Annotated in this window: 16 protein-coding genes; 7 read left to right on the top strand and 9 right to left on the bottom strand. The window is 72.3% G+C overall.

What is annotated here, in order from left to right; all coding sequences use genetic code 11:
- On the top strand, positions 1-942 hold the full coding sequence (locus PP1_RS11570) for an LLM class flavin-dependent oxidoreductase (protein WP_075313990.1): 942 nt from the start codon (positions 1-3) through the stop codon (positions 940-942).
- A complete protein-coding gene (locus PP1_RS11565) occupies positions 936-2,687 on the top strand; it encodes an acetyl/propionyl/methylcrotonyl-CoA carboxylase subunit alpha (RefSeq protein ID WP_010223817.1) in 1,752 nt (583 codons plus the stop codon). Before PP1_RS11570 ends, PP1_RS11565 begins: the two co-directional genes overlap by 7 nt.
- Positions 2,688-2,802: 115 nt before the next feature.
- On the opposite strand, the gene PP1_RS11560 is transcribed toward PP1_RS11565, so the two are convergent.
- Complete coding sequence (locus tag PP1_RS11560; protein ID WP_010223815.1) at positions 2,803-3,402, bottom strand: TetR/AcrR family transcriptional regulator; 600 nt, start codon at positions 3,400-3,402, stop codon at positions 2,803-2,805.
- A 134-nt stretch (positions 3,403-3,536) separates the two neighbouring features.
- On the opposite strand from PP1_RS11560, the gene PP1_RS11555 reads away from it, so the two are divergent.
- Complete coding sequence (locus tag PP1_RS11555) at positions 3,537-4,097, top strand: hypothetical protein (protein ID WP_010223814.1); 561 nt, start codon at positions 3,537-3,539, stop codon at positions 4,095-4,097.
- 17 nt (positions 4,098-4,114) lie between these two features.
- Here the strand turns inward: PP1_RS11555 and PP1_RS11550 are convergent, their stop codons facing one another.
- The 4 genes from PP1_RS11550 to PP1_RS11535 form a co-directional block, all read right to left on the bottom strand.
- The gene (locus PP1_RS11550) at positions 4,115-5,080 is read right to left on the bottom strand and encodes a PDR/VanB family oxidoreductase (RefSeq protein WP_060576300.1); all 966 of its coding nucleotides are present in this window, start codon (positions 5,078-5,080) and stop codon (positions 4,115-4,117) included.
- 145 nt (positions 5,081-5,225) lie between these two features.
- Entirely contained in the window at positions 5,226-5,723 is a 498-nt protein-coding gene (locus tag PP1_RS11545) for a Rieske (2Fe-2S) protein (RefSeq protein WP_060573827.1), read from the bottom strand.
- 7 nt (positions 5,724-5,730) lie between these two features.
- Positions 5,731-6,864: an amidohydrolase family protein gene (locus PP1_RS11540; protein WP_050802347.1), complete on the bottom strand. Its 1,134-nt coding sequence runs from the start codon at positions 6,862-6,864 to the stop codon at positions 5,731-5,733.
- Between the two features lie 14 nt (positions 6,865-6,878).
- Positions 6,879-8,000 carry an amidohydrolase family protein gene (locus PP1_RS11535; protein ID WP_010229154.1) on the bottom strand — a complete coding sequence of 374 codons (1,122 nt, stop codon included), beginning with the start codon at positions 7,998-8,000 and terminating at the stop codon, positions 6,879-6,881.
- Positions 8,001-8,223: 223 nt separating this feature from the next.
- Between PP1_RS11535 and ilvC the strand changes: the two genes are divergently transcribed.
- Both ilvC and PP1_RS11525 read left to right on the top strand, forming a co-directional pair.
- The gene (gene ilvC / locus PP1_RS11530) at positions 8,224-9,237 is read left to right on the top strand and encodes a ketol-acid reductoisomerase (protein ID WP_010229152.1); all 1,014 of its coding nucleotides are present in this window, start codon (positions 8,224-8,226) and stop codon (positions 9,235-9,237) included.
- Between the two features lie 172 nt (positions 9,238-9,409).
- Positions 9,410-10,138, top strand: coding sequence for a GntR family transcriptional regulator (locus PP1_RS11525; RefSeq protein WP_010229150.1), 729 nt, complete (start codon positions 9,410-9,412; stop codon positions 10,136-10,138).
- Between the two features lie 52 nt (positions 10,139-10,190).
- On the opposite strand, the gene PP1_RS11520 is transcribed toward PP1_RS11525, so the two are convergent.
- The 4 genes from PP1_RS11520 to mmsB are packed head-to-tail and all read right to left on the bottom strand — an operon-like array spanning position 10,191 to position 14,655.
- Positions 10,191-11,399 carry a CaiB/BaiF CoA transferase family protein gene (locus PP1_RS11520; RefSeq protein ID WP_010229149.1) on the bottom strand — a complete coding sequence of 403 codons (1,209 nt, stop codon included), beginning with the start codon at positions 11,397-11,399 and terminating at the stop codon, positions 10,191-10,193.
- Position 11,400: 1 nt separating this feature from the next.
- Positions 11,401-12,261 (bottom strand): enoyl-CoA hydratase/isomerase family protein, encoded by an 861-nt coding sequence (locus tag PP1_RS11515; protein ID WP_010229148.1) that lies wholly within the window; start codon positions 12,259-12,261, stop codon positions 11,401-11,403.
- Between the two features lie 8 nt (positions 12,262-12,269).
- Entirely contained in the window at positions 12,270-13,730 is a 1,461-nt protein-coding gene (locus PP1_RS11510; RefSeq protein ID WP_010229147.1) for an aldehyde dehydrogenase family protein, read from the bottom strand.
- Between the two features lie 31 nt (positions 13,731-13,761).
- Positions 13,762-14,655 (bottom strand): 3-hydroxyisobutyrate dehydrogenase, encoded by an 894-nt coding sequence (gene mmsB, locus PP1_RS11505; protein WP_283161927.1) that lies wholly within the window; start codon positions 14,653-14,655, stop codon positions 13,762-13,764.
- A 93-nt stretch (positions 14,656-14,748) separates the two neighbouring features.
- Here mmsB and PP1_RS11500 point away from each other — a divergent pair, with 93 nt between their 5' ends.
- Together PP1_RS11500 and PP1_RS11495 are read left to right on the top strand one after the other, a co-directional pair.
- Positions 14,749-15,663, top strand: coding sequence for a LysR family transcriptional regulator (locus tag PP1_RS11500; RefSeq protein ID WP_010229143.1), 915 nt, complete (start codon positions 14,749-14,751; stop codon positions 15,661-15,663).
- A 422-nt stretch (positions 15,664-16,085) separates the two neighbouring features.
- Complete coding sequence (locus PP1_RS11495) at positions 16,086-17,858, top strand: L-lactate permease (RefSeq protein WP_033199416.1); 1,773 nt, start codon at positions 16,086-16,088, stop codon at positions 17,856-17,858.
- Positions 17,859-17,881: the final 23 nt, after the last annotated feature.

Genomic DNA, 17,881 nt, shown 5'->3' with positions numbered 1-17,881 from the left:
ATGCGGTTCGGCCTGATGATCCCGCCCCAGGTCACGCTCGACCAGGTCGTCCCGCTCGCCGTGCGGGCCGAGGAGCTGGGGTACGACCTGCTGGCCTGTGGCGAGCACGTGTTCTTCCACGGCCCGGTGCCGAACGCGTTCGTCGCGCTGTCGGCCGCGGCCGGCGCCACGAGCCGGATCCGGCTCCTCAGCGCCGTCACCCTGCTCCCGACGTATCCGGCAGCGCTCGCCGCGAAAATGGCCGCCACGCTCGACGGGATCAGCGGCGGCCGCTTCTCGCTCGGCGTGGGCGTCGGCGGGGAGAACCCCGCCGAGCTGCGCGCCTGCGGCGTCGACCCGGCCGAGCGCGGGGCCCGCACGGACGAGGCCCTCGAGGTCATGACCCGGCTGTTCGCCGGCGAGCGGGTGACCCACGACGGGCGCTTCGCCCGGTTCGACGACGTGGCGCTCGACCCCGCCCCCGCACGCGGACGGATCCCGCTGTGGGTAGGCGGCCGCAAGCCCGCCTCGTTCCGGCGCGCGGCCCGCTCCGCCGACGTCTGGATGCCGTACATGGTCACCCCCGAGCACGTCGCCGACGGGCTCGCGACGATCCGGGAGCACCCCGCGGCCCCGCCCGGCCGGGCCCCGGTCCGGGGCGCCGCCTTCTGCTGGGCGGCCGTCGGCGCCGACGGCGAGGCCGCCCGCCGCGGCGCGTACGACACCCTGCGCGGCATCTACGACCAGGACTTCGGCCGGCTGTCCCGCTACGTGCCCGCGGGCACCCCCGCCGAGGTGGCGGGCCGGCTGGCCGAGTACGGGGAGGCGGGCGCCGAGACCGTGCTGTTCGCGCCCGCCTGCTCCGCCGACGACCTCGACCGCAACATCGTGGAGTTCGCCCGTGAGGTCGTCCCCGCGCTCACGGGCGCTCCCACCGGAAAGGAGAACGGTTCCCCGTGCTGACCGATGAACCCCGGGTCCCGCTGCGTTCGGTCCTCGTGGCCAACCGCGGCGAGATCGCCGTCCGCGTCATCCGCGCCGCCCGTGACGCCGGACTGCGGAGCGTCGCCGTGCACGGCCGCCCCGACGCCGGTGCGCTGCACGTCCGCGAGGCGGACGAGGCGGTCGCCCTCGACGGTGACGACGCCGCCTCGACGTATCTGGACGTCGACGCCCTGGTGGCGGCCGCACTGGAGTCCGGAGCCGAGGCCGTGCACCCCGGCTACGGCTTCCTGTCCGAGAACGCCGACTTCGCCGAGGCCGTGACCGACGCCGGCCTCGTCTGGATCGGCCCACCGCCCCGCACCATCCGCGAGCTCGGCGACAAGGTCTCCGCGCGCCGCATCGCCGTCGACGTGGGGGCGCCGCTCGCCCCCGGCACCACCGACCCGGCCGGGGACGCCGACGAGATCGTCGCGTTCGGCCGCGAGCACGGCTTCCCACTGGTGATCAAGGCGGCCTTCGGCGGTGGTGGCCGGGGGCTGAAGGTCGTGCACGAGGAGGCGGAGGTCGCGGAGGCCTTCGCGGCAGCGACCCGCGAGTCCGCCGCGGCGTTCGGCCGCGGCGAGTGCTTCGTGGAGCGCTTCCTCGACCGGGCCCGGCACGTCGAGGCCCAGGTCCTCGCGGACTCCCACGGCACCGTCCTCGTCGTGGGACTGCGGGACTGCTCGATCCAGCGCCGCAACCAGAAGCTGATCGAGGAGGCCCCGGCACCGTTCCTCACCGAGGCACAGGACAAGGAGCTGCGCACCTCGGCCGAGCGGGTCTGCCGGGCCGCGGGCTACGTCGGCGCCGGGACGGTCGAGTACCTGCTCGGCGACGACGGCACGCTGTCCTTCCTGGAGGTCAACACCCGGCTGCAGGTCGAGCACCCGGTCACCGAGGAGAGCACCGGCGTCGACCTCGTCGCCGAGCAGTTCCGGATCGCCGCGGGCGCCCCGCTCACCGGCGAGCCGCCCGTGGCGCGCGGACACAGCGTCGAGTTCCGGCTGACGGCGGAGGACCCGGCGAGGAACTTCGTGCCCACCCCGGGCACGCTGACCCGCTACCGGATGCCCGCCGGACCCGGCATCCGGGTGGACTCCGGCGTCGTCGAGGGCGACACCGTCGACGGCCGTTTCGACTCGATGTTCGCCAAGCTCGTCGTGACCGGTCGCGACCGCGGCGAGGCGCTGCGCCGGGCCCGCCGGGCGCTCGGTGAGACCCGGATCGAGGGCGCTCCCACCCCGCTCGGGGTCTACGCCGCGATCATCGAGCACCCCGACTTCGTCGGGGACCCGGCGTTCGCCGTGCACAACCGGTGGATCGAGCAGCACGCCGGCGAGCTCGTCCGCGAGCCCGAGCCGACCGGCGAGCGACTGACGGTCCGTGTCGGACGCCGGCTCATGACGGTCGACGCCCCCGGGCTGACGACGCTGGCGGCGGAGCGCGCCGCGACGATCCGCCGCGAGTCCGCCGAGCTGAGGCGGACCGAGGCGGCCGACGTCGCCGGGGACGCGGTCACCGCGCCCATGCAGGGCACGGTGGTGAAGGTCGCCGTCGAGGACGGTCAGGTCGTCGAGAAGGGTGAGCTGATCGTCGTCGTCGAGGCGATGAAGATGGAGAACCCGGTGCTCGCCCACCGCGCGGGTGTGGTGCGTGGCGGCGCGATGGCGGTCGGGTCGTCGGTGGCCGCGCGCATGGTGCTCTGCGAGATCGTCGACGGCTGACCGGGGGACGCGGTGGGTGAGGCCGGCCGCCGGTGGGCGACGGCATCACGGTCCGACGGCGGACCGACCGGGAATCGGCGTCCCGCAGCCGGGTCGTCCGGTCGACTGCCGGGCCTCAGCCCCGCGGGGCACCGGGGACGGAGCGGGACCACAGGAGACCCTCGACACCGTCGAGGAAGGTCCGTCCCACGGTCGCCGGATCGGACAGGCAGCCGGCCGCCATCGCACCGTCGCGCAGCATGACGAAGTGCCGCCCGGCCGGCTCGGCCAGACCGTCCCCGATCTGCGAGAACAGCTCGGAGATGGCGCCGAGGAACCACTCGCGGTGGGCGACGATCCGCCGGTGCACCGGGTGCGACGGGTCCGGGTACTCCGCCGCGGCGTTGAGGAAGGCGCAGCCGCGGAAGCCGGGGCTCCCGATGTCCCCGGCGATGTCGGCGGCGACGGCGCGCAGGACGTCCTCCGCCGTCCCGCGGTCCGCCCGGCTCTGCTCGAAACGCGCCCGCAGCTGCTGGTCGGCGGCCTCGAGGTAGGCGACGACCAGGTCCTCCTTGCCGGGGAAGTGTCGGTAGAACGTCGCCCGGGTGGTGCCCGCCTCGGTGAGGATCCGGTCGACCCCGACCGAGTGCACGCCTTCGGCGTAGAAGATCCGGCTCGCGGTGCCGAGCAGCCGCGAGCGGGGCTCGGACGGTCGGTCGCTGCTGCCACGTGCCATACGATGGAGGCTAGCAGAAAGAACGTTCGGTCTTGCTTTCGCGGCGGGAGCCTGACACGCTTCCGTCGTAGAGAGACAGAACGTTCTCTCTTGCGGAGGCGAGGCCTCCGCACCCAGTCCTCCGAGGAGCCGCCGTGAGCACCGCCGTCACCACACCCGCCGTCACCGGATCCGCTCCGGCACTACGGCGCCTCTACCTCGTCCGGTTCGCGTTCGCGATCGTCTGGGCGGTCCTGCTGGTCGTGACCGGGCCGGACCTCGGGCTGGTCGTGGCCGTCCTGGTCGTGCTGTACCCGCTGTTCGACGTGGCCTGCGCCGTCGTCGACGCCCGGGCCTCGCGCCCGGCGCCGGCACCCCGGGGGCTGTACCTGAACGTCGCGGTCAGCCTGCTCGCCGCGATCGGGCTGGGCGTCGCCGCGGCGTCGGGCGTTCCCGACGTCCTGCGGGTCTGGGGTGTGTGGGCCGTCGTCGCCGGACTGGTCCAGCTGGTCGTCGGGATCGGCAGGCGTGCGCTCGGCGGGCAGTGGCCGATGGTCCTCAGCGGCGGCATCTCGGTGTTCGCCGGCACCGGGTTCCTGCTCATGGCGGGGGCGGCGGACCCGACGCTCGTGAACGTGGCCGGCTACGCCACGCTCGGCGGCGTCTTCTTCCTCGTGTCGGCGCTGCGGCTCGGCCGCGGCGCGGGGGACCGCTGAGGGGGAGGCGGGGACCGTCAGAGATCGAGCACGAGCCGCGCGGAGCACGCCCGCGAGCAGCAGACCATCATGACCTCGTTCGACGCCCTCTCCTCCGGGGTGAGGAACGAGTCGCGGTGGTCCGGTTCCCCCTCCAGCACGACGGTCTCGCAGGTCCCGCACGTGCCCTCCCGGCACGAGGTGGGGACGTCGACCCCGGCGGCCTCGATCGCCTCGGCGACGGTCTGGTCCGGCGTCACGGTGATGCTGATGTCGGAGAAGTCGAGGACGACCTCGAACGCGGAGTTCTCGCCGTCCAGCGCGCCCTCTTTGGGGCGGAAGCGCTCGAGGTGGAGGGTGCCGGCCTGCCAGGTCGCACACTGCTGTTCGACGGCGTCGAGAAGGACGCCGGGGCCGCAGCAGTAGACGTGCGTCCCGGGAGCGGGGGTGCCGAGCAGGCCGTCCAGATCGATGAGGCCCTTCGCGTCCTGCGGCCAGATCGTGACCCGGTCGCCGTGGGCCGCGAGCTCGGACCGGAAGGCCATCGACTCCTCGGCCCGGCCACCGTAGACGAGTCGCCACGGCTTCCCGGCGGCCTCGCAGGCGGAGATCATCGGCAGGATGGGGGTGATCCCGATGCCGCCGGCGATGAACAGGTAGTCGTCGGCGTCGTCGAGGGTGAAGTTGTTGCGCGGGCCCCTGCACAGCACCTCGTCGCCGACGACCAGCTTCTCGTGGACGTGCGCGGAGCCGCCGCGGCTCTCCGGCTCGCGCAGCACACCGATCCGCCAGCTGCGCAGGTCGGTCGGGTCCCCGCACAGCGAGTACTGCCGCTCCAGGTCCGGCCCGAGCACGAGGTCGATGTGGGCGCCCGGGTCCCAGGCGGGCAGCTTGTCGCCGACGGCGGGCTCCAGGCGGACGGAGACGACGCCGGTGGCCTCGAGCTGGATCTCGGCGACGAGCACGCGCACCTCGGCGGGAGCGCTGCGGGGGGTGTTCGGCATCAGGATCATCCGTTTCGCGGGACGAGCCGACAGCGCGGGCGGGTGCCGGACGGCGCTGTACGGAGCGGGCGGACCAGGGGAGTGCGGGACGGGCCGCCGCCGGGCCGGCGGGTCGCGCCGGCCCGGCGGGCTGGGACCGGGCCGGTCAGGCCCGGCCGGTCGTGGCCTGCGCGCGGGGCCCGCGTGCGGGCCGGCGCCGGCTGGTGTCGACGACGACCATGTCGCCGTCGATCGACACCTCGTACCCCTCCATCACGTAGGGGCCCTTCTGCACGCCGCCCTCGGGGTCGACGGTGTCCTCCGGGGACCCGGCGACGACCTCGACGGTGTACTTGCGGACACGCGCGTTGCGCGGGTCGAAGAACGACTCACCGGTGCGGATGTCGTACTCCCACGCGTGCCACGGGCACCGGATGGACCGGTTGCGCTCGTAGGTGATCGGCGTGTCGGGGGCCTCGGACTCGGAGACCCCGAAGACGGTGCCGAAGCTGCACAGCGCGGCGCCCGCGTGCGGGCACTGGTCGAGCAGGGCGTAGTACTCGCCGTCGACGTTGAACACGCCGACCTTGCGGCTCTCGATCTCGACGATCTTGCGCTCGCCCGGCGCGATGTCGGCGACGTTGGCGACTGCGTACTTGGTCATGGTGTGCTCACCCGTCCAGGCCGAAGAACTTCAGCCCGTTGTCGCGCATGATCTTCTGCTTCATCTCCTCGGGGAAGGAGGCCGGGAAGACCGTCTCCGGGGAGTCGAAGTCGAAGTGGGGGTAGTCGGAGGCGAACACCACGTTGTCCGGGCAGAACTCCTCGATCATCTCGGCGAGGTGGCGCGGGTTCTCCGGCTCGTCGATCGGCTGGGTGGAGGCCCAGATGTGGTCGCGGATGTACTCCGAGGGCTTGCGCTGCAGGTCGGCGACCTCGCTGCGCAGGTTGCTCCAGTGGTAGTCGAGCCGCTCGGCCAGCGGCGCGAAGTGCAGCACGTTGCCTTCGACGAACATGACCTTCAGGTCCGGGAAGCGGTCGAACGTCCCGGTGAGGATCAGGCTGAGCATCTGGGACTGCAGGCTCTGGGTGTGCCCGACGTGGTACTCGGTGTGGTACGAGGTCCAGCCGGTCCCGGTGTTGGCGTGCCCGCCGCCCTGCGAGAGGTGGAACTGGATCGGCAGGCCGTGCGCGACGGCGGCCTCGTAGATCGGCCAGTACCGGCGGCTGCCCAGCGGCTCCAGGGTCTTGCTCAGGCCCAGCAGTGACACGACGCCCGGGTTCGACCCGACCCGCTCGATCTCCTCGACGGCCAGGTCGGCGGCCTCGAAGGCGACCGGCGCGGAGGCCCGCAGCCGCGGCTCGGGGTACACGATGTGCTCGAGCTGCCAGTCGTTGATGGCCTGGGTCAGCACGTGCGCGAGCCGCGGGTCGAGCGCCTGGCTCGCCGGGTTCAGGGTCTGGCCGCCGGGGGCCAGGCACTGGAGCACACCGATGGTGATGTCGTACGGGTCGAGCAGCTGGGACCGGATCAGGTCCAGCGACGAACCGGGGTAGGTCCCGTCGTCGGGCCACGAGTCGTTGCGCATGGCCCCGCCGTACATCTGCGGGTACTCCGTGACCGTGGACAGGCCGTTCGTGGTGCGCACGCCGTACTCGGCGATGTGGCGCCGCCACCGCTCCGGCAGGTAGCCGGCGATGAGGCCTTCCTTGGGGACCGGGTGGATGTCGACGTCGAAGATGCCCGTACCGAGGACGGGCGTGCCCACCGGCGCGGTGGCGGGAGCGTGGTCGATGACCGTCATGGTGATGTCGCCTTTCACTCGTCGGCCGGGACGCTGAGGTTGTAGAGGTCCCAGGCGTTGTGCCGGTAGATGCGCTCGATGAGCTCGGGGTCGGTCGTGCCGTTCGCGATCGCGTGCGGGCCGGTCGTGTGGTGGTGCGGGTAGTCGCTGGAGAACACGAGCATCCGGTCGCTGCCCATGCGCTCGACCGCGGTGTCCAGGCCGCCGGCCTGCTCGGCGCCGTCGGACGGGGCGGTGGTGAACCGGAAGTGGTCGCGGATCAACTCGGACGGCGCGCGGTCCAGCCACGGCATGTCGGGCCGGTAGCTCTTCCAGAGCTTGTCGAACTTCCAGACGAAGGGCGGGAGCCACGTGAACCCGACCTCGCTGACGACGACCTTGGTGTCCGGGTACTTCTGCAGCACGCCCTCGGAGACGATCGAGTTGATCTGGGCCTCCAGGTTGGACTGCTGGCCGACGTACCACTCGAGGTACGAGGTGGGCCAGCCGACCGACGTCGGGGCCTGGCGGAACACGCCTCCGATGTGGATGGTGACCGGCAGCCCGTTGCGGTGCGCGGCCTCCCAGATCGGCCAGTTGATCTGACGGCCGTAGAGCAGCTCGGACTGGCCGAGCAGCAGTACCTGCACGAACCGGTCGTCGCCTGCCCTGTGGTCGATCTCCTCGGCGGCCAGCTCCGGGGTGCCCTGCGGCACGACGATCGAGGCCCGCAGGCGCGAGTCCTGCGCCAGCCACTCGTGCGCGACCCAGTCGTTCAGCGCCCTGGCGTGCGCGGCCTCGCGGCGCGGCTGGTGCATCTGCTGGACGGCGTAGAGGCAGTTGAGGATCGCGTAGTCGGTGCGCCCGTCGGCGAAGACGTCGGCGACGAAGTCCTCGACCCGGGTGGACGCCCGGCCGTTGTCGTCGGTGCGCGCATCCGGCAGCTGCGCGATGTTCGACCCCCGCGGGTGGTAGCTGGGGTCGTAGTACGGCGCGAGTGCGCCGATCAGCTGGTCACCCCAGTACTCGTCGAGGTAGGGGAGGAGATCGCGGGCCGACGGCAGGATCGGGTGGGTGTCGCAGTCGACCACGGCGGCGCGCGTGCCGGCCGCGGGTTCCGCGAGCTTCTGCCTCGGGGTAACGACGGTGTCAACCATGTTCGGGAACGGACCTTTCGGTTCTCGTGCGGACCGTGGCTGGGCCACGAGAGGCTCAGTAGCGTGGATCCAGGATCAAGGATAACCATGGATCCTCAGGTGACTCAAGACACGAGCGCGAACTTCTGATCCTGTCTCCTGGATCCAGGAGCCGATACGGAGTACGTTCGTCCCCGGCCCCGCAGCACCGGGGCCGCACGACCGTCCGACAAGGAGTGAATCGATGACCGCCACCGTCCACTACGACGCCGACGCCGACCTGGGGCTGCTCCAGGGCCGGAAGGTCGCCGTCATCGGGTACGGCAGCCAGGGCCACGCCCACGCGCTCTGCCTGCGGGACTCCGGCGTCGACGTCCGCGTCGGCCTGCCCGAGGGGTCGAGGTCGCGGGCCAAGGCCGAGGAGGAGGGCCTGCGGGTCGTCACCCCGGCCGCGGCCGCCGCCGAGGCCGACGTGGTCTCGATCCAGGCGCCGGACACCGTCCAGCGCACGCTGTACGCGGACGAGATCGCCCCGAACCTCGCGCCCGGCAACATGCTGATCTTCAGCCACGGGTTCAACGTCCGGTACGGCTACATCGCCGCCCCCGAGGGCGTCGACGTCGCGCTGGTCGCGCCGAAGGGGCCCGGCCACCTGGTCCGGCGCCAGTTCGCCGACGGGCACGGGGTCCCCGCGCTGGTCGCGGTCGAGCAGGACGGCAGCGGCTCCGCGAAGCAGCTCGCGCTCGCCTACGCGAAGGCGCTCGGCGCCACCCGGGCCGGGGTCATCGAGACGACCGTCGCCGAGGAGACCGAGACCGACCTGTTCGGTGAGCAGGCCGTGCTGTGCGGCGGCGCCTCGGCGCTGATCCAGGCCGGGTTCGACACCCTCGTCGAGGCCGGCTACCAGCCCGAGATCGCCTACTTCGAGGTCCTGCACGAGATGAAGCTGATCGTCGACCTCGTCTACGAGGGCGGCATCGCGCGTCAGCGCTACTCCTGCAGCGACACCGCCGAGTACGGCGACCTGACCCGCGGCCCGCGGATCGTGAACGACGACACCCGTCGCGAGATGCGCCGGATCCTCACCGAGATCCAGGACGGCACCTTCGCGAAGGAGTGGATCGCGGAGGACGACAACGGCCGCCCGAACTTCCTGCGGCTGCGCGCCGAGGGCAAGGAGCACGGCATCGAGCAGGTCGGTGCCCGGCTGCGCGACATGATGCCGTGGGTCGACCGGAAGATCACCGAGACCGCCTGATCCGCACCCGCCGTCGCCGCCGGTCCGATCGGCCGGCGACGTGGCCTCCCGCCCCCGTCCGGCCACGAGCCGGGACGGGGGCGGCCGCGTGTCCGGGCCGATGTGGCTCGGGGATCCAGGAACCTCGCTGCTGCTAGATTGGCCGCGAAGACGACGAAAGGTGCGTGCGTCCATGGCGAGCACAACCGACGATGCCGACCCGGCCGGGAACCCGCCGTCGCGGGGGTCGGCGCTGGAGCAGCTGCCACCACGCGACACGACGACGCTCGTGCGGACGGTGCGGGACCGGCTCCGGCTGGCGATCGCGCTCGCCGAGATCCCCGAGGGGAAGCTGAACCAGGTCCAGGTCGCCCGCCAGCTCGGCGTGAGCCGGATGCCCATCCGCGCGGCGATCCCCGACCTCGTCGCCGAGGGCCTGCTCGAGTCGCTGCCCGGCGGGGGAGTGGCGGTCCGCCCGCTGACCGAGACCGACGTGCGGCAGGTGTACGAGGTACGCCTCGCGCTGGAGTCGCGCGCGGTCCGCAATGCCGCCGAGCACGGCTCGGACCGGGACCTGCGCCGGATCCGGACGATCGTGGACACCCACGGCGAGGCGTTCGCCTCCTACGACGCGGAGAAGCTGCTCGCCGCCGACCGCGAGTTCCACATGGCGATCCTGTCCGCGTCCCGGAACGAGCACTACCAGCGGGCGATCGTGCCGGTGTGGTCGATCGTGGAGCGGGCGATGGTGAGTGTCCTGCACACCACGACCGTGTTCGACAGCGCGTGGCAGGAGCACGCCGAGATCGCCCGTGCCCTGCAGGCCCGCGACGCCGACGCCGCGGAGGCCGCGGTCCGGCAGCACCTCGGGAACGCGGCCGAGAAGCTGGTGACCTCGCTCGCCGGCACCATCGAGGCGTGAGCTCCGACGACGGCGGGCCCGGGACGGTGTCCCGGGCCCGCCGTCGTCGTGGTCAGCTCCCGCTGCGCCGCCACTGCGCCGCGTGTCCGCCGACGACCATGAGGTCGATCTCGTCGGCCGAGTAGCCGGCCGCGGTGAGGACCTCCTCGGTGTGCTCGCCGAGCATCGGGGCCGGCCTGCGCAGCCAGTCCGGATCGGCGGCGCCCACGTTCACCGACTGCCCGAGGACCCGCATCGCGCCCAGCGCCGAGTGGTCGACGTCGGCCACCATGTCGAGGCCCGCGGTGATCGGGTGCTCGAGCGCCTCGGGGATGGTGAGGACCGGGCCGCACGGGACCCCGGCCGCCCCGACCGAGTCGAGCCACTCCTCGGTGGTCTTCGCCGAGAGGACCTCCTCGATCAGCGTGCGCAGCTCGGCCCGGTTCGCCATCCGGTCGGCGTTGCTGGCGAAGCGGGGATCCTGCTCCCACTCCTGCTTCCCGAGTGCGGAGCAGAGCCGCTGCCACATCTTCTCGTTCCCGCAGGCCAGCGTCATCGCCGAGTCACCGGTCCTGAAAGTGCCCTGCGGGAACATGATCGGGTGGTCGTTGCCGTCCTGGCCGGGGGTGACGCCGAGGCTCAGGTACTTCTGGGCCTGGTAGGACAGCAGCGTCAGCATCGACTGCATGAGCGATCCCTCGACCACGGTGCCCTGCCCGGTGCGTTCGCGCTCGTAGAGCGCGGACAGCACGCCGACCGCGCCGAACACGCCGGTCGCGGAGTCGGCCACCGCGATTCCGACCCGCAGCGGGCCGGTCTCCGGGGTGCCGGTCACGCTCATGAGCCCCGACATGGCCTGCGCGGTCTGGTCGAAACCGGCCAGCTCGGACCCGGGCGGGCGCTGCCCGAACCCGCTGAGCGAGACGTAGACCAGACGCGGGTTCAGTTCCCGCATCGCCGCCGCCCCGACGCCCATCTTCTCCACGGTGCCCGGCTTGAAGTTCTCCACGAACACGTCGGCCTCGGCGATGAGCCTGCGCAGCGCCTCGGCGCCCGCCTCGCTGCGCAGGTCGAGGGCGACGCTGCGCTTGTTGCGGTTCGAGGCCATGTAGTAGACGCTCTCGCCGCCGGTGAACGGTCCCGACTGGCGGGCGGCGTCCCCGTTCGGCAGCGTCTCGACCTTCACGACGTCCGCGCCGAGGTCGGCGAGGAGCATCGTCAGCGTCGGTCCCGACAGGTACCGGGTGAGGTCGACGACGCGGACCCCGTCCAGTGCTCCCATGTCAGTCCTCTCCCTTCCGGCCGAACACCGGTGCCCGGCGCTCGCCGAAGGCCGCGACCCCCTCGCGGAGGTCCGGCCCGTCGTAGGCCTCGACGTGCAGCCGCGACAGCAGGTCGGCGTCGGCGTCGGTGAGCGGACGCCCCGCCATGTCCGTCACGAGCTTGGCGGCGCTGATCGTGACCGGGGCCTGGGTCCGGATCCGTCCGACCAGGCCGGTGACGGTGTCGACCAGCTCGCCCGGCTCGGCGAGCCGCTGCACGAGCCCGATCCGGTGGGCGTCGGCCGCACCGACGATGTCCCCGCTGAACAGCAGGTACTTCAGCTCGGCCGGGCCGATCACCCGGGCCACCGCGGAGGTCTCGGTGTAGCCGAGGGTGACCCCCAGCTTGCCGATGGGGATGCCGAACCGGGCCGCCGTCGAGGCGATCCGGACGTCGCACGCGGCGGCGAGCTCGCAGCCGCCGCCGACCGCGAGCCCGTGGATGGCCGCGATGACCGGCACCGGCACCGCGGACACCGCCCGCAGCGCCCGGGCGATCGACTCGTTGTAGCCGGTCGCCGCGGCCGCACCGAGGCGGGTCTGCGGGAACTCCTTGATGTCGGCCCCGGCCGCGAGTGCGTCCGGGCCGGCCCCGCGGACGACCACGGCCCGCAGGCCGTCCCGCCCGCCGAGCTCGGTGAACACGGTGCGCAGCCGCTGCCAGGCGGCGAGCGACAGTGCGTTGCGGGCCTCGGGCTTCGACAGCGTCACCACGGCGACGTCGTCGACGTCCTGCACGGCGACCCGGTCGACGACGAGCTCGGCGGGCGGGTCCTCACGCAGGACCCGGCCGAGCTCGCCGGTGAAGGTCTCGTCGGTCATGGCGCGCCTCAGTGGGAGGTGTCGACGGAGACGTGCTTGCGCTCGGTGAAGCTCTCCAGCATGCCCTCGAGCGAGAACTCGCGGCCGATGCCGCTCTGCTTGTAGCCACCGTAGGACTGCCCGAGCACCTGGCCGCCGCCCTGGTTGACCTGCACCCAGCCGGCGTCGATCGCGTGCGCGGTGCGCAGCGCCTTGCCGAGGTCGTGGGTCCAGACGAACGCGGACAGCCCGTAGTGGGTGTCGTTCGCCATGCGGACGACCTCCTCCTCGTCGTCCCACGGGATCACGCACAGCACCGGCCCGAAGATCTCCTCCTGGGCGATCCGCCAGTCGTTCTCGATCCCGACGAACACGGTGGGCTCGATGTAGTAGCCCTCCGACAGCGGGCCCTCCGACGGCGGACGCCCGCCGATGGCGACCCGGGCCTCCCCGCGCTGCAGGCCCTCGTCGATGAAGCTGCAGACCCGGTCGTACTGCTTCTGGTTCACCACGGCGCCCATGTCGGTCGCCTCGTCGAGCGGGTCGCCGACCTTCAGCTTCGACAGGTGCGCGGTGACCTTCTCGACGAACGAGTCGACGATCGAGCGGTGCACGAACAGCCGCGACCCGGCGGTGCAGGACTGCCCCTGGCGCACGAAGCGCATGCCGGTGACGACGCCCTGGGCGACCCAGTCCTCGTCGGCGTCCGGGAAGACGATCTGCGGGTTCTTGCCGCCGAGCTCGAGCGAGACGGGAACGATCCGCTCGGCGGCGGCCGCCATGACCCGCTTGCCGACGGCGGTGGACCCGGTGAAGGACAGCTTCCGCACGGCCGGGTGGGTGATCAGGGCCTCGCCGGCCTCGGTGCCGTAGCCGACGACGCAGTTCAGCACGCCTGCCGGGAGGAAGTCGGCGCAGATCTTCACGATCTCCAGGACGGCGAGCGGGGCGTCCTCGGCGGCCTTGAGGACCAGCGAGTTGCCGGCGGCGAGCGCCGCGGCGATCTTCATCGAGGCCAGCTGGACCGGCGCGTTCCACGGGACGATCGCGCCGACGACGCCGATCGGCTCACGGCGGGAGTAGTCGAGGACGTGCGCGTTGAGCGGGATCGTCTCGCCCTTGGTCTCGCTCGCGACCGAGCCGAAGTAGCGGAAGACGTCGACGGCGTACTGGACCTCGCCGCGGGCCTGGGTGCGCAGCGCGTTGCCGTTTTCGTCGGCGATCTGGCGGCCGATCCGCTCGATGTGCGGCTCGATCGCGTCGGCGATCTGCTGCAGCAGCCGGCCGCGCGCCCGCGGCGCGGTGTCGCGCCAGCCCGGGAACGCCCGGCCCGCGGCCTCGACGGCGTCGGCGACGTCCTTCTCGCCGCCGCGCGGCACGCGGGCGATCACCTGGCGGTTGCGCGGGCTGACGACGTCGATCCACTCGTCGTTGCGGGCGGCGACCCAGCCGCCGTCGATGAAGTTGCGGAACTCGGGGGTGGTGCTCATGGGGTGTGCCTTTCCGTGTGCGTGCGGCTGCTCAGGACCGGACCTCGACGGCCCGGATCACCGCGGAGGAGTCCAGGCCGCCGTCGGTCTCGGCGAACTTCCCGACCTGGTCGAGCGCCCCGCGCCCGACGACGAGCTCGACGCCGGTGTCCGCGGCGGCCGCGGCGGCGAGGCCGAGGTCCTTGGCCAGCAGCCCGGCGGCGAACTTCGGGGCGTAGCCGTTGTCGGCGGCCGAGCCCTCGACCAGGCCGGGGCGCGGGGTGAAGTTGTGCAGCGCCCAGCAGTTGCCCGAGGAGGTGCTGAGGACGTCGAACAGGTTCTGGTCGGAGACGCCGAGCTGCTCGGCGAGCACGAACGCCTCGGCGACGGCGACGAGGCTGGCGCCGACGACCATCTGGTTGCAGGCCTTGACCGCCTGCCCGGCGCCGGCGTCGCCGACGTGGAAGAACTTCGAGCCCATCGCGTCGAGGACCGGACCGGCCGCGGCGAGCGCCTCGGCGCTGCCGCCGATCATGAAGGTGAGCGTGCCGCCGGTCGCGCCCGCGACGCCGCCGGAGACCGGGGCGTCGAGGACCTGCAGGCCGAGCCCGGTGGCCGCGGCGTGCACGTCGCGGCTGGTCGCGACGTCGATCGAGGACGCGTCGATCACGAGTCCGCCGGGCTTGAGCCGGGTCAGCGGGCCGCCGTCGCCCAGCAGGACGCTGCGGACGTGGTCGCCCTTCGGCAGCATCGTCACCAGCGTGTCGGCGCCCTCGGCGGCCTCGTCGGCCGAGGAGACGACGGTCACGCCGGCGCGGGCGGCCCCGGCCTTCGCCTCCTCGCCGAGGTCGAATCCCTGCACGTCGTACCCGGCCTTGACCAGGTTCGCCGCCATGGGGCCACCCATGTTGCCCAGGCCGACGAATCCGATGACGCTCATTGTCACGCTCCGTTCGTGTCGAGTTCGGGCTCACTATGACCAGGCACGGATGCACACTCAAGACGAAACTGAGCACGCTTGCTGTGCAAGAATGCACACGTGAACCTCGACGACCTCCGCTACTTCCTGGAGCTGACCCGGTACGGCCGGCTCACCGTCGCGGCGGAGCGGATGGGGGTCGAGCACACGACGATCCGGCGCCGCATCTCCGCACTGGAGCGGGGGCTCGGCCAGCGCCTGTTCGACAAGACCCCGCGCGGGTGGACGCCCACCGCCGCGGGCCGCCGGCTCCTGCCGTACGCGCAGCGGATCGAGGCCGAGGCCGACGCCGCCCGGGGAGCGGTGACCGACGACGGGCACAGTCCCCGCGGCACCGTGCGGATCGTCGCGACCGACGGCTTCGGCGGTGCGGTGATCGCGCCGGGGCTCAGCCGGCTCCGTCGTGCCCATCCCGGGATCCAGGTCGAGCTGGTCACGAAGAGTCACCTGCTCGACTACGGGGTCGGCGAGTTCGATCTCGCCGTCACGATCCACCGGCCGGAGCGGCCGGGCTTCCGGATCGAGCATCTCTGCGACTACGACCTGCGCCTGTACGGCAGTCCGGCCTACCTCGCCGCGCGATCGCGGATCCGGCAACCGCGGGACCTCGCCGACCACGACCTCGTCTGGTTCGTCGCGTCCCTCCTCGACCTCCCCGAGCTCCAGAGCGCGGAGGACATCGCCGCCCAGGCGAACGTGGTCTTCCGTACGACCAACCTGTTCGCGCAGGTCGAGGCCGCGGCGGGAGGCGTCGGGCTGGGGCTCGTGCCCTGCTTCCTCGCCCACGGTGACGATCGGTTGCGGCCCGTCCTGCACGACCAGGTGTCGGCGCGGCGGACGTTCTGGGTGATCACGCCCAACCGGCTCCTGAACACCGAACGGATCGCGATCGTCGCCGAGCACATCGCGGAGACCGCGCGGCTCGCGGGGGACCGGCTGATCCCGCCCGCGACCTCGGGGGACGCAGCGGGCTGAGCCCGCCCGGGGGTCTGTCCGCCGGTAGCCGCCGGGGCCACGCTGTGTTGACAGCCCCCGGGGCCGTGGTTACCGTCCTCACATCCTGGATCCAGGCTTCTGGATCATCACCGAGTCGACGCGACCGCGTGGCGGGCGGCGCTCCCGCCCCGCCGCGTACCGCGTGGTGAAGGAGTTGTGACTAGTGGGGCGCGGAGCCCCGGTGCCGCGCGGAGTCTCGACCGCCCGCACCGGGTGACCGCGCCGACGGACCACCGGCGGACCTCCCGCCGACCGCCGAGTGCAGCGAACCGTGGCGCGCCGGCCCTGCCGATCCGGTCTGCAGGGCTCCGGAGGCATGCCCGCTCGACCTGCCCCCGGCCGGAGGGCGGACGCACCGCCGTCGTCATCGTCGTCAACCGTAGGCACTGAGAGGCTTCATCGTGGAAGACCTGGGACTGCTGAGTGTTCTCGCACTGGCCCCTGTCGTCATCGTCGCCATTTTCCTGGTCGGCCTGCGTTGGCCGGCGAAGTACGCGATGCCGCTCGGCTTCGTGGCCGCCGCGCTGATCGGCTCCCTCGTATGGGGAATGGGTCTGCCGGTGGTCGCGGCGTCGGCGGTCGAGGGGATCGTCATCGCCCTCGGCGCGCTGTTCATCGTGTTCGGCGCGCTGCTCCTGCTGCAGACGCTCTCCCAGAGCGGCGCCCTGGCCACGATCCGGGCCGGGTTCACCAGCATCAGCCCGGACCGCCGGGTCCAGGCGATCATCATCGGCTGGTTGTTCGGATCCTTCATCGAGGGTGCGTCGGGCTTCGGCACACCGGCCGCGATCGTGGCGCCGCTCCTGCTCGCCCTCGGGTTCCCGGCGCTCGGCGCGGTCCTCGTCGGCATGACCATCCAGTCGACGCCGGTCAGCTTCGGCGCGGTCGGGCTGCCGATCCTCACCGGGGTCAACCAGGGCCTCGCCGGTGATCCGGCGGTCGCGGGCCGCGCCGCCGAGTTCGGCGTCGACCACCTCGGCTACCTGTCCGACATCGGGATCCAGATCGCACTGATCCACGCCGTCGCGGGCACCCTCATCCCGCTGTTCATGGTCTGCCTGCTCACCCGGTTCTTCGGGGCGAACCGCAGCATGGCCGAGGGCCTCGCGATCGCGCCGTTCGCGTTGTACGCGGCCGTCGCCATGATCGTCCCCTACCTGTTGCTGGCGGTCCTGCTCGGACCCGAGTTCCCGTCCCTGCTGGGCGGGCTGATCGGTCTCGCGATCGTCATGTTCACCTCGAGCCGCGGCTTCCTCATGCCGAAGCAGACCTGGGACTTCCCCCCGCGGGCCGGCTGGCTCGACCGCTGGATGGGCGACATCGAGCCCGACACCTCCGTCGCCGCCGGCCGGATCGGCATCTGGACGGCCTGGTCGCCGTACGCGATCGTCGCCGTGCTTCTGGTGCTGAGCCGGACGGTGACGCCGCTCAAGGAGGCGATCCAGTCCGTCGAGATCGGGCTGTCCGACATCTTCGGGACCGGGATCTCGGAGTCCGTCGAGATCCTCTACTCGCCGGGTGCCGTGTTCCTGGTCGCCTGCCTGATCACCTACGGGCTGCACCGGATGAACCGCAGGCAGATCGGGCAGGCGTGGGCCGTCGCCGGACGCCAGCTCGCGGGCACCGCCGCGGCGCTGCTGTTCGCGGTGCCCATGGTCCGGATCCTGATCAACTCCGGTCCGGACCTGAACTCGACCGGCCTGGCCAGCATGCCGATGACCCTCGCCGAGGGCGCGGCCGCCGTCGCGGGCGGCTCGTGGCCCGTCCTCGCGCCGTGGATCGGAGCGCTGGGCGCCTTCGTCGCCGGCTCGAACACGATCTCGAACATGACGTTCTCGCTGTTCCAGTTCGCCACCGCGACCAACATCGGGGTCACGCCGGAGACGATCGTCGCGGCCCAGGCCGTCGGCGGCGCGGCCGGCAACATGATCACCGTCCACAACGTCGTCGCCGCGTCGGCGACCGTGGGGCTGCTCGGCCGCGAGGGCGACGTCATCCGGATGACGATCATCCCGATGACCTACTACTGCCTGGTCGGCGGCGGCCTCGCCTTCGTGATCGTCTACGGGGTCGGGCTGAACCTCGGCACGATCGTCCTGGCCGCGGTGGTCGCGGCGCTGGCCGGGCTGGTGATCCGCGCCCGGCGCCGGGCGCCCGAACCCTTCCTGACCTGAGCCGTATCCCCGGCCCGTCGCGC

The sequence above is a fragment of the Pseudonocardia sp. P1 genome (assembly GCF_000178675.2).
In the GTDB taxonomy this organism is placed as follows: Bacteria; Actinomycetota; Actinomycetes; order Mycobacteriales; family Pseudonocardiaceae; genus Pseudonocardia.
The sequence above is the reverse complement of the archived record's forward strand: the minus strand, read 5'-3'. Positions and strand labels throughout refer to the sequence as shown.